Annotated in this window: 10 protein-coding genes; 5 read left to right on the forward strand and 5 right to left on the reverse strand. The window is 69.7% G+C overall.

Annotated features, from left to right (window positions below; genetic code table 11):
• Positions 1-870, reverse strand: an 870-nt coding sequence (locus tag DQW85_RS35310; protein WP_113704096.1) for an SIS domain-containing protein, incomplete at its 3' end; no start/stop codon positions are given.
• Positions 871-988: 118 nt separating this feature from the next.
• On the opposite strand from DQW85_RS35310, the gene DQW85_RS35315 reads away from it, so the two are divergent.
• The 3 genes from DQW85_RS35315 (at position 989) to DQW85_RS35325 (ending at position 3,732) form a co-directional block, all read left to right on the forward strand.
• Positions 989-1,729 carry a GntR family transcriptional regulator gene (locus tag DQW85_RS35315; protein WP_113704097.1) on the forward strand — a complete coding sequence of 247 codons (741 nt, stop codon included), beginning with the start codon at positions 989-991 and terminating at the stop codon, positions 1,727-1,729.
• Between the two features lie 27 nt (positions 1,730-1,756).
• The gene (locus DQW85_RS35320) at positions 1,757-3,091 is read left to right on the forward strand and encodes a PTS transporter subunit EIIC (protein WP_113704098.1); all 1,335 of its coding nucleotides are present in this window, start codon (positions 1,757-1,759) and stop codon (positions 3,089-3,091) included.
• 179 nt (positions 3,092-3,270) lie between these two features.
• A complete protein-coding gene (locus DQW85_RS35325; RefSeq protein ID WP_113704099.1) occupies positions 3,271-3,732 on the forward strand; it encodes an Rv3235 family protein in 462 nt (153 codons plus the stop codon).
• 859 nt (positions 3,733-4,591) lie between these two features.
• Here the strand turns inward: DQW85_RS35325 and secA are convergent.
• Positions 4,592-7,384, reverse strand: a complete 2,793-nt coding sequence (gene secA / locus DQW85_RS35330) for a preprotein translocase subunit SecA (protein ID WP_113704100.1) — start codon at positions 7,382-7,384, stop codon at positions 4,592-4,594.
• Between the two features lie 227 nt (positions 7,385-7,611).
• Between secA and DQW85_RS35335 the strand changes: the two genes are divergently transcribed.
• Entirely contained in the window at positions 7,612-7,872 is a 261-nt protein-coding gene (locus DQW85_RS35335) for an HGxxPAAW family protein (RefSeq protein ID WP_113704101.1), read from the forward strand.
• Between the two features lie 251 nt (positions 7,873-8,123).
• On the forward strand, positions 8,124-9,389 hold the full coding sequence (locus DQW85_RS35340; protein WP_113704102.1) for a winged helix-turn-helix domain-containing protein: 1,266 nt from the start codon (positions 8,124-8,126) through the stop codon (positions 9,387-9,389).
• On the opposite strand, the gene DQW85_RS35345 is transcribed toward DQW85_RS35340, so the two are convergent.
• From DQW85_RS35345 to DQW85_RS35355, 3 genes are all read right to left on the reverse strand, one after another.
• Complete coding sequence (locus DQW85_RS35345; protein ID WP_113704103.1) at positions 9,382-10,080, reverse strand: response regulator; 699 nt, start codon at positions 10,078-10,080, stop codon at positions 9,382-9,384. The genes DQW85_RS35340 and DQW85_RS35345 overlap by 8 nt on opposite strands.
• A 165-nt stretch (positions 10,081-10,245) precedes the next feature.
• Entirely contained in the window at positions 10,246-10,905 is a 660-nt protein-coding gene (gene hpf, locus DQW85_RS35350) for a ribosome hibernation-promoting factor, HPF/YfiA family (RefSeq protein WP_113704104.1), read from the reverse strand.
• Positions 10,906-11,531: 626 nt separating this feature from the next.
• A partial coding sequence (locus DQW85_RS35355) for a ComF family protein (RefSeq protein ID WP_162795637.1) occupies positions 11,532-11,838 on the reverse strand: 307 nt, incomplete at its 5' end.

Here is an 11,838-nt window from a genome sequence, read left to right on the forward strand (position 1 = left end):
GAGAGCCTCGCCGCCGCCGACCGTGTAGGCCGCCGCGCCCGCCGCCACCACCCGCTCGGCCAGCGCGACCGTGCCGGCCAGCGTCGGGCTGTTCTCGGCGGCGACCAGCAACGCCGGCGTCTCCGCGTCGACCACCGCGATGGGTCCGTGCAGCAGGTCGGCGTACGACAGGCCCATGGCGTGCAGGTAGCACGCCTCCTTGAGCTTGAGCGCTGTTTCGAGCGCGGTGGAGAAGGCCAGCCCGCGGGCGGAGACCACCGCGCCGTGCTTGTCGGCCAGGCCCTCGACGACCGCGTCCAGGTCGCCCGGGGCGTCGATGAGCTTGTCCACCGCGTCGGGCACCCGCTGCAGGTCCGCCGCGTCCACGTCCGCGCCCAGACCGAGCGCGAGCACGGCCAGCGCGGCGAGCTGGGTCGTGTAGGTCTTCGTGGCGGGAACCGCCTTCTCATCACCGGCCACCGTGCACAGCGCCACGTCCGCCGCCTGCGCGAGGGGGCTGTCCGGGCCGCCGTTGGTGATGCCGACGGTCTTGGCGCCGCAGTCGCGCGCCCAGACCAGCGTGTCCACGATCTCCTCGGTGCGGCCCGACTGGGAGATGGCCACGGCCAGCACGCCGTCGAGGTCCAGCCTGCGCCGGTACGTCGTCGCCACGGAGGGCGCCGCGAGCGCGGCCAGCCGCCCGGCGCGCGACTCGACGAGGTAGCGGCCGTAGACTGCGGCGTTGTCGGAGGTGCCACGAGCGATGAAAAGCAGCTGACGAGTCTGGTCGCCGAGCGCCTTCACTTCGCCGACCCGGGGGAGGAGGGAATCGAGCGTGGCTCGCAGCGCCGCGGGCTGCTCACCGATCTCGCTACGCATCATGGTGGTCATCTCGGGCTCACAATCGTTACCGTTCGGGCTTGACCCTGTTTTGCGACATGTGGTCTAGTCCGGACTAGACCAGTACGAACCATAGCTCATCGCCCAGGTCAGATCGAGGGGAGGATCCGTGGCGCACATAGATCCGGACAGCCCGGTGCCCAAGTACTTCCAGCTACGCGAGATCCTGCTGGACCTCATCGACAGCAACGAGCTCAGCATCGGCGCGGCGATCCCGTCCGAGCGGGAGCTCTGCCAGCGCTTCGGCCTGTCCCGCATGACCGTACGGCAGGCGGTCGACCACCTGGTGTCCGAGGGGCGCCTGCACCGGGTGCCCGGCAAGGGCACCTTCGTCGCCAGGCCCAAGATCGAGCTCGCGCTCCAGCTCACGTCGTTCACCGACGACATGCGGGCCCGCGGCATGGAGCCGGGCTCACGCGACCTCGACCGCAGGATCGTGCGTGCCAGCGCCCACCTGGCCAAGGAGCTGGGCATCCAGCCCGGCGAGGAAGTGCACTTCATCGAGCGCCTGCGCACCGCCGACGGCGAGCCGCTGTCCATCGAACGGGCGCACATCCCGGTCAAACTCGCACCCGACCTGGCCGAGCACGACCTTTCGGGCAGATCGCTCTACGAACTGCTGGAGAGCCGCTACGGTCTCGTCATGGACGCGGGAGAGCTCACCATCGACGGTGGCATCGCCGACCCGAGCGACGCCGACCTGCTGAAGCTGCCGCGCGGCGGCGCCGTGCTGCTGCTGCAGCGCAGGTCCTTCTCCGGCGGCGTCTGCGCCGAGCTGGGGGTCTCGACGTATCGCGCCGACCGCTACCAGCTCCGCACCATCCTGGAAATGCCCGCACGACGGGGCTAGGGGCCCGACTCCCCGGAGGAACGCCCGGTGAACGAGACCACCGCCAGGCCTTCGCCGTTCGCACGAGTGATGAGCGTGCTCCAGCGGCTGGGCCGCTCCCTCATGCTGCCGATCGCGGCCCTGCCCGCCGCCGCGCTGCTCCTCCGCTTCGGCCAGCCCGACATGCTCGGCTCCAACGGCGCCGAGCCGGGCGGCCTCGCCGACGTGGCGGGGTTCGCCTGGATGAACCAGGTCGCCGCAGTGCTCGCCGCCGCCGGAGCGGCGCTGTTCGAGAACCTGCCGTTGCTGTTCGCCGTGGGCGTGGCGATCGGGTTCGCGCGCAAGTCCGACGGCACGACCGCGCTCGCCGCCGTGGTCGGCTACCTGGTCTTCGACCGGGTGACGAAGGTGATGTTCTTCGGCTCGGGGATCCGCGACACCGTGCTGCTGCGCAAGGTCGAGGACCAGGGCATCGTGGAGATCATCGACTACGGCATGCAGAACCCCACCAAGGTGCTCGGCGGCATCCTGATGGGGCTCGTCACCGCCCTGCTCTGGCAGCGGTTCTACCGGATCAAGCTGCCGTCCTGGCTGGCGTTCTTCGGCGGGCGGCGCTTCGTGCCGATCGTCACCGCCATCGTGGCGATGCTGCTCGGCGTGCTGGTCGGCTGGCTCTGGCCGCTGCTCGGCGGATGGATCGGCGCGGCGGGCGAGGCGCTGACCACCCTCGGCCCGCTGGGCACCGGGCTCTACGGGCTGATCAACCGGCTGCTCATCCCGCTGGGTCTGCACCACTTCGTCAACTCGATCGTGTGGCACGTGGTGCCGCAGTGCGAGGTGGGTGGGCGGGTCCTGGGTGGTGACTGGAACTGCTACTTCGGCGGAGCCGCGCAGTCCGGGCAGTTCATGGCGGGGTTCTTCCCCATCATGATGTTCGCGCTGCCCGCGGCCGCGCTCGCCATGTGGCGGGCCGCCCCCAAGCACCGGCGTCCCGCGGTGGGCGGCATCATGCTCTCGGCCGCCCTGGCCTCGTTCGTCACGGGCATCACCGAGCCGATCGAGTTCGCGTTCATCTTCGTGGCGCCGCTGCTGTTCGCCGTACACGCCGTGCTGACCGGGGTGGCGATGGCCGTCACCACGCTGATCGGCGGCCAGCTCGGCTTCGGCTTCTCGGCCGGGCTGCTCGACATGCTGCTGAACGCCAGCAAGTCCAACACCGCCAACCTGCCCGGCATCCTCGCGCTGGGCCTGGTCTACGGGGTCGTGTACTACGTGGTGTTCAGCTTCCTGATCCGCAGGCTGGACATCATGACACCCGGCCGCGAACCCGAGCCGGACGTGGACGCGGGCGAGCCGACGTCGCCCTCCACCAGACAGGGCTGACGGGGATTACGGACACCCCAACGGTCCCGCCGCCCGCCAACTCCCGAGGACCTTCTCCCCCTCCTCCCGCCAAAAGGACCGGGAAACCGGGAAAGTTGGCGGCCGGCGTATCCCCGGGCGGGGCCGAAACCTCTTTGTATCGATCGCAGTGATCGCCCCCCCAAGATCATGGAGCGTCCATGCGCCCCCTTCGCCGCGTCGGCACCGACCCCGTCCCCCGCCCGCCGCACGACCACCCGCACGACGACCCGCACGCCACCCCTTCGGTCCACCCCGAGGTCCGAGGCGCGCTCGCCCTCGAACCGAGCCCCCTGGTCTGGGGCCCGCCGGGAGCGGTGCCCGACGAACGGAGGCTGCGCCTGCTGGGCCAGGCCCTGGCCGAGGTCCTCACGGGCCGGCGCCCTCCCGAAACCGTCGCCGAACGGCTCACCGACCAGGCGTACCGGGAGCTGGTGAGGGCGGGCCGGATGATCAAAGCCACCCGCCCGCCGTTCGCGGGAGTCCCCCACGTGAAGGAGCCCAGGGACGGGGCGGTGGAGATGTGCCTGCTCGTCCACTGCGGCGAACGCAGCCACGTCCTCGCCCTCCGCCTCGAACGGCGCGGCATCCAGTGGCTTGTCACCGACTTCGAAACGGCGTGACCAGGCCTGGCCTGGCCTGGCCGGGGCGGGCTGGTGCCGCCTGGTACGTCGCACCAGCCCGCGCCCGGCCCTGCCCCGGAACCCACACCGGGTCCCGGGGCAGGGCCCGGCAGCCAGCCGCCTCCGACGTGCGCGCGCGGCGAGGGCGGGCCCGTGGAGGCTCGGCTCCCCCGCACAAGCCGCCACGCGCGGCTAAGGGCGCCGCGCAGACCCCAACCTGTCAAGCGCCCCAAGGCCCGCGCCTGCCGGGCGGCACCCGAAGACCCAGGGCTGCCGGGCGGCACCCGAGGACTCAGGGCTGTCGGGCGGCACCCGAGGACTCAGGGCTGTCGGGCGGCACCCGAAGGCCCGCGCCTTCCGGGAGGCACGCGAAGAGCCAAGCCCGGCACGACCGGCCCGAGTCGCCAGGCGCAGGCAGCGCCCACAGGCAGACCCTGGCCGCTGCTCCCGGTCGGAGGCGGACGGGCATGTCGCCCGGCCCCTGGAGGCCGTCCAGAGTGTCCGACCCGCTGTGGTCGGACAGCCATGGGCCCGGCCGCTCTCGACCCGGCCGCAGAGTACCGGCCGCGGATCACCGACCGTGAGCGCCGGCCACTGGGCCTGGCACAAGCGACTCGGGCGCGGCCAGCCCAGAACCCGAGCCAGCGGGCCGCAGGCGGCGCAGAACGGGCCGAGGGTCGACAGGCACAGGGCGCGGCGAAGGCCGAGCCAGCAAGCGCAGGCGGCGCAGAAAGGGCCGAAAGTCGGCAGGCGCAGGCGGTGTGGAAGGGGCCGACGTGGTGTCAGGCGGCGGCGCACCTGACGGCACGTGGAAAGCACGTGCCGTCAGGCCGCCGCCAGGTGGTGACCCGGTCTCGGGTCAGGCCTGGGTGTTCTTCGGGTCGCCGTGGCAGCGCTTGTACTTCTTGCCCGAGCCGCACGGGCACGGGGCGTTGCGCTCGACGTTGCCGTAGGCTGCCCGCTCCGCCTGGGTGGTGCGGACCCGGGTGTGCTCGACATCGCCCTGCTCGCCCGGCGCCGAGTATTCGAGCTCGGCCGGGCGCTCCGGGCCGCGCAGCCCGCGCGCGATGATGGAGCGGGTCTCCGCCACCATCGCGTCCTCTTCCTCGACGATCGGATTCTGCTGGACCTCGACCTCGATGTTGAACAGGAACCCGACGGAGTCCTCCTTGATGCCGTCGAGCATCGCGGTGAACATCTCGTAGCCCTCGCGCTGGTATTCGATCTGCGGGTCCTTCTGCGCGTAGGCCCGCATGCCGATGCCCTCGCGCAGGTAGTCCATCTCGTAGAGGTGCTCGCGCCACTTGCGGTCGAGGACCGACAGGATGACGCGGCGCTCGAACTCGCGCATCGCCTCGGCGCCGAGCTCCTCCTCGCGCCTGTCGTACGCCTCCAGCGCGTCCTTCTTGATCTTGTCGCCGATGAGCTCGGCGGTGAGCTCCTCGCGGCTGCCGGCCTCCTCGACGAGGTTGTCGATCGTGACCTTGACCGGGTAGAGCTCGCCGAACGCCTTCCACAGCTTGTCGAGGTCCCACTCCTCGGCGAAGCCCTCGGACGTGGCGCCGACGACGTAGCCGTCGATCACGTCGGCGACGAAGCCGCGCACCTGCTCGTGCAGGTCGGCGCCCTCCAGCACCCGGTGGCGCTCGGCGTAGATCACCTTGCGCTGCCGGTTCATCACCTCGTCGTACTTCAGGACTTCCTTGCGGATCTCGAAGTTCTGCTGCTCGACCTGGTGCTGGGCGGAGGCGATGGCCTTGGAGACGATGCCGGACTCGATCGGCTGCTCGTCGGGGATGTTGAGCCTTGTCATGATCATCTCGACCCGGGCCGAGTTGAACAGGCGCATGAGGTCGTCGCCGAGCGAGAGGTAGAAGCGCGACTCGCCCGGGTCGCCCTGGCGGCCGGAGCGGCCGCGGAGCTGGTTGTCGATGCGGCGCGACTCGTGGCGCTCGGTGCCGAGGACGTAGAGGCCGCCGAGGTCGACGACCTCGTCGTGCTCGGCCTTGACCGCGGCCTTGGCCTTCTCCAGGGCCTCGGGCCAGGCCTTCTCGTATTCCTCGGGCGTCTCGACCGGGTCGAGACCGCGCTGGCGCAGCTCGAGGTCGGCACGGAACTCGGGGTTGCCGCCGAGCATGATGTCGGTGCCTCGGCCGGCCATGTTGGTGGCGACGGTGACGGAGCCCTTGCGGCCCGCCTCGGCGATGATCGTGGCCTCACGCGCGTGGTTCTTCGCGTTGAGCACCTCGTGCTGCACACCGCGGCGCTTGAGGGCCTTGGAGAGCCGCTCGGACTTCTCCACCGAGGTGGTGCCCACGAGCACCGGCTGGCCGGCCTCGTAGCGCTCCTTGATGTCCTCGACCACGGCGGCGAACTTGGCGTCCTCGGTCTTGTAGACGACGTCCGCCTGGTCCTTACGGATCATGGGCCGGTTGGTCGGGATGGGGACCACGCCGAGCTTGTAGGTCTTGTGGAACTCGTTCGCCTCGGTCACCGCCGTGCCGGTCATGCCGGACAGCTTCTGGTAGAGGCGGAAGTAGTTCTGCAGGGTGATCGTGGCGAGAGTCTGGTTCTCGTCCTTGATCTTCACGCTCTCCTTGGCCTCGATGGCCTGGTGCATGCCCTCGTTGTAGCGGCGGCCGTGCAGGATGCGCCCGGTGAACTCGTCGACGATCAGGACCTCGCCCTCGGTGACGATGTAGTCCTTGTCCTTCTTGAACAGCTCCTTGGCCTTGAGCGCGTTGTTGAGGAAGCCGACCAGGTGCGTGTGCTCGGGCTTGTAGAGGTTGTCGATGCCGAGCCAGTCCTCGACCTTGGCGACACCCGCCTCCAGGACGCCGACCGTGCGCTTCTTCTCGTCGACGACGTAGTCGCCGGTGCTTTCCTCGCCCGGGTTCTTCGCCTCGACGCCCCTGCGCAGGCGGGGCACGATCTTGGCGAACTCGGCGTACCACTTGCCGGACTGCTCGCCGGGGCCGGAGATGATCAGCGGCGTGCGGGCCTCGTCGATGAGGATGGAGTCGACCTCGTCGACCACCGCGAAGTTGTGGCCGCGCTGGACGCACTCGTCGAGCGACCAGGCCATGTTGTCGCGCAGGTAGTCGAAGCCGAACTCGTTGTTGGTGCCGTAGGTGATGTCGGCCTCGTACTGCTTGCGGCGATCGTCGGGCTGCTGCCCGGACAGGATCACGCCGACCTCGAGACCGAGGAAGCGGTGGATGCGGCCCATGGTGTCGGCGTCGCGCTTGGCGAGGTAGTCGTTGACCGTGACCACGTGGACGCCCTTGCCGGTCAGCGCGTTGAGGTAGGCGGGCAGGGTGCAGGTGAGGGTCTTGCCCTCGCCTGTCTTCATCTCGGAGATGTTGCCCATGTGGAGGTTGGCGCCGCCCATGATCTGGACGTCGAAGTGCCGCTGGCCGAGGACGCGGCGCGCCGCTTCGCGTACGGCCGCGAACGCCTCGGGAAGCAGATCGTCGAGCGACTCCCCGTCGGCGTGGCGCTGCTTGAACTCGTCCGTCAGCGCGCGCAACTCCGCGTCGGACAGGCTCGTGAAGTCGTCCTCGATGGAGTTGACCTGGTCTGCGATCCTCTTCAGCTTGCGGAGGGTCTTGCCCTCACCGGCACGCAGGATCTTGTCGAGAATGGCTGCCACTTTATGTAAAGCTCCTCGCAGGTCTACCCCGGCGGCGCCGCCAGGAGGAGAGGCCGAGACAAACTTCCCCGTTGCCATGGTAGGCGGTTCCGTCAGCGGACACAGCCACCGCGACAGCGAGGCCGCCGGCCGCGTCTGGGAGAATGGGTATCCAGGCAGAGGTTATGCCGGTTGACAGCCGGTTCGCACCAATAAGCGAGAATTCCGGCAAAGGGAAGGATTTTGTGATGGTTGAGGGCGCGAAGTCGGAGCAGACTGAGCATCTGGGCAGTCACGGCGGGCGCGCGTCTTCGTGGCTCGCGGTCACCGTCATGCTGATCGGCTTCATCCTGGGCGGAGTCGGGCTGACCATGGCCAACTGGGCGCTCATCTGGGTCGGCGTGGGCCTGTTCGTCGTGGGCGGAATCCTCGCTCTCGTCTTCGACATCTTCTCCGACGTCGTGATCGACGCGCCCCGCGTCGGCATGTCCGTCGAAGACCACCGCTGACCCGGCCGCGCGGCGGGCACCGATCCCCTGACGGTGCCCGCCGTCCGCACGCCCGGGGACTTCCCTGCGCGGCCCGTTCTGGTGGGTCGGCGGGGGCGTTCTTGTAGGTCGGCGGGGCGCGTTCTTGTCGGTCGGCGGGGCGCGTTTTTGTCGGTGGGCGGCGCTAGCATGCCCGGCATGCTCCGCCCTACCAGCGAAACCCGTGCCAGAGCGCCCCATGCCAGGGAAAGCCACACCAGCGAGACACCGGCATGACCGGTCTGACTGCCGACGAGGCGCGCCGGATCGTCCTGCGCGCGCAGGGGCTGCTCGGCGCGGACGGGCGGCGCGGCGGCGTCCGCGGCATGCTGCGCAGGCTCGGCGCGGTGCAGCTCGACACGATCTCGGTCCTCGCCCGCTCCCACGAGCTGGTCCCCTACGCGCGCCTGGGCGCGGTCGGCCGGGCGGAGGTCGAACGGGCCTACTGGCACGAGCCCGCCCAGACCTTCGAATACTGGTGCCACGCGGCCTGCGTCCTGCCGATCGAGCACTGGCCCCTCTACTCCTTCAGGCGGCGCGCCTTCCGCGAGCGCCGATTCCGCTGGCACGAGGTGCCCGGCCACGTCGACGAGCTGCTGCAGCAGGTGCGCGACAGCGGCCCCGTGACCACCGCCGACGTCGGCGGCGCGCGCGCCGCTCGAGCCGCTCCTGGCGGCTCCGGCGACGAGCGGGCGGGCGAGTGGTGGGACTGGTCCGACTCCAAGATCGGCCTGGAGTGGCTGCTCGACATCGGCGAGCTGGTCTGCACGCGCCGCGTGGGCTGGCGCAGGGTCTACGACCTGGCCGAGCGCGTGGTCCCCGCCGACCTCCTGGCCGAGGACCTCTCCGACGAGGAGTGCGTCGTACGGCTCGCGGGCATCGCGGGCCGCGCGCTGGGCGTCGCGACGCGCGGCGATCTGGTCGACTTCCTGCGGCTCAACGGGAAGTTCATGGCGATCCTCGACCAGGCCCTGCTCAGCGGGGCGGCGGGGCTGGTCCCCGTGACCGTCGCCGGCTGGCCGACCAGCGGCAGGGCGAACGGCGGGAGAGCGAACGGCGACGGGGCCGCCGAGCACGCGGCGCTGGCCAACGCCTGGGCCGATCCGGCGGCGCTGGAGTCGGAGCCGCGCGGCCGGCACCGCACCACGCTGGTCTCGCCGTTCGACTCACTGATCTGGCACCGCGGCCGCACCGAGCGGGTCTTCGGCTTCGCCTACCAGCTGGAGCTCTACGTGCCCAGGCACAAGCGCGTGCACGGCTACTTCACCATGCCGGTGCTGGCAGGCGGCCGCCTCATCGGCCGGGTGGACCCCGCGCGCGAGGGCACCACGCTGGTGGCGCGGCAGCTCAGCCTGGAGCCCGGGCTGAGCGCCGCCAGGTGGGCCGACGCCCTTCGCGACGCCCTGTGGTCGGCCGCCGAGTGGGTGGGCTGCGACGCCGTACGAGTCGAGCGGGCCGACCCGGACCTCGCCGCCCACCTGGAGGCGGCCGTCAGGTGATCTCCAGCATGCGCTCGCGCACGGCGTAGACCACGGCCTCCATGCGCGAGTGCAGCTGCAGCTTGTCCAGGATGTTGCGGACGTGGTTCTTGACCGTGTTCTCGCTGATGAACAGCTGCTTGGCGATCTCCCGGTTGTTCATGCCCTTGGCGACCAGGCGCAGCACCTCCATCTCGCGCTCGGTCAGCCGCGGCACCGGCAGCTGGGGCGGCCTCTCGGCCTCCTTGCGGCTCATGTTGGCGAACTCGGTGATGAGCTTCGCGGCCATGGCCGGGTTGATGAGCGACTGCCCTTCGTGGACGCCGCGCACCGCCGCCGGCACATCGTTGATCTGCACGTCCTTGAGCAGGTAGCCCGTCGCGCCCGCCTTGATGGCCTCGAAGAGGTCCTCCTCCTCGTCGCTCACCGTCAGCATGATGATCCGGGTGCTCGGCACCGAGGCCTTGATGCCCTTCGCGGCCTCGATGCCGTCCTGGCGCGGCATGCGCACATCCATCAGCGCGACATCGGGCATGAGGCGGTCGGCCAGCTCGACCGCCTCCTGCCCGTCGCTCGCCTCGCCGACCACGTCGATGTCGGGCTCGGCGGCTAACGCCAGAGCCAGGCTCCGCCTGATCAGCTCGTGGTCGTCCACGATAAGCACGCGGATCGGCTCGCCTCCTGGCGCGCCGGTCTCGCCGGGCTCGGTCACGAAGCCTCCTTGGCGCGCCTCGCAACCTCGTTTCGCTCGCTCATGTGCACCTGACTGAGCTCGCTCACGTCTCTCCTCCTCGTCGGGGGGCCAGAGCCGTCGGACCGCCATGATGGCACGGGTGGCGCGGTCCTCGGTTGGTCGAGAAGATCTTTTAAGACGCTATCAGGGCTCGACGAGCCGCAACACGCCGTAGTTGTAGCCGCGTCGGTTGTAGACGACTGACGGCTGGCCGCTCTCCTTGTCACGGAACAGGTAGAAGTCGTGGCCGACCAGCTCCATCTCGAGGAGGGCCTGGTCGATGGTCATGGGTTCCGCTCTGTGGAACTTCTCCCGTACGACGAGCGGCCCTTCGCCGTCCATCTCGATCGGGACGATGTCGTCGTACTGCGTGTCGTCGGGCAGCTGATCTTCTTCGGCCTCGGCCGGCTCGGGGACCAGCGTGGTCTTCTGGGGCGCCAGGTCGACGTCGGGTAGCGTCGCGGTGAGCTCTGCCAGGGAGGGCGGGCAGTGGTTGCCGTGGTGAACCTTGCGCCGGTCGGCGAGCCTGCGCAGGCGGCCTTCGAGCTTGTCCAGGGCGATGTCCAGGGCGACGAACCGATCGTCGGCGGAGGCCTCGGCCCTGATGGCGGGTCCTCTAGAGTGAATGGTCAGCTCGACGCGCTCTCGCTGTCCCGCGAGGCGGGGGTTGCGCTCCTTCGACACCTCCACATCGACTCGAATGAGCTTGCTATCCAGACGCTCGATCCTGGCCAGCTTGGTCGTCACTTGGTCGCGGAACCGGTCATTCACTCCCGTGTGCCGGCCCTTGACGATGATGTCCATGCAACAGCCCCCCTTCGTCTAACGACTGAGAAAGAGCGCCCGACGACGCGCCTGCCGGGCGGGGTTCACTGTCTTCCTCTCTGTCACCGTTCCCCTCTCCGAAGGTCCATCACCGGGATCTCGTGCGGCACCCGCCCGGCCGACCTGGTCTTCGACCCCACATCCGCCTGCTGAGGATTTCGCAGCTCTGATGCCACTACTGACCTTCTCTCCTGACGAGGGACATCTGGACCCTCGGGAAGGCAGGACTTACCCCTAAGCCGCACCGTGCTCGGTCGACGAAGAGTCGCCTTACGTGGGCCGTTTCGCCTGCGGCTGGCATCGGCTAGCAGAGCCGGGACTCCCGGCCCTGCGCAACCACGGACCCGAACGGGTGCCATGTCAGAACGCTATCCGGATCGGACCCGAATGTCAGCTTGCGGATTGCCCAAAGGATCACTTTCCGTGATTTCGCTACGGTGTTACGGGGGTGAAGGGTGCCCCAGTTAAGAGTCCGTCAACCGTTATGCCCGGGTGTCTGATCCCTCCTGATCTGGTCTCCTCCTGTACAGCGGGTAGTGAGTTGTGACCCTTCGGTGAGCGCGGCCGGCCGCATCCTTCTTTACCCAACGTGACCGTAATCCTTTTTAAGATCTCCGGCGTGTCGCGTTTGAGACCTCCCGCGGTCTCCGAGGTGTCGCGGCCACGGTGGCCGCGAACAGCACCTCACCGCCTCGCGACCGCACCGCCCTGGCAGCCTCGGCCAGCGTGGCGCCGGTGGTCACGAGGTCGTCCACGAGCACCACGGGGCGGGCGGGAAGTGCGGGTCCGGCCACCCCCAGCGACGAGGCCAGATTGGCCGTCCGCTGCGCCGCCCCCAGCCCGGCCTGGTCGGCCACGCGCCGGACCGGCGCCAGCGCGTGGCGGCACTCGGCACGGTGACCGAGCCTCCTC

It is taken from the genome of Nonomuraea lactucae (genome assembly GCF_003313395.1).
GTDB lineage: Bacteria > Actinomycetota > Actinomycetes > Streptosporangiales > Streptosporangiaceae > Nonomuraea > Nonomuraea lactucae.

Coding starts and splice junctions, on each gene's coding strand:
- DQW85_RS35325 (WP_113704099.1), top strand. CDS start 3,271: ATGCGCCCCCTTCGCCGCGTCGGCACCGACCCCGTCCCCCGCCCGCCG.
- DQW85_RS35335 (WP_113704101.1), top strand. CDS start 7,612: ATGGTTGAGGGCGCGAAGTCGGAGCAGACTGAGCATCTGGGCAGTCAC.
- DQW85_RS35340 (WP_113704102.1), top strand. CDS start 8,124: ATGACCGGTCTGACTGCCGACGAGGCGCGCCGGATCGTCCTGCGCGCG.
- hpf (WP_113704104.1), bottom strand. CDS start 10,905: ATGGACATCATCGTCAAGGGCCGGCACACGGGAGTGAATGACCGGTTC.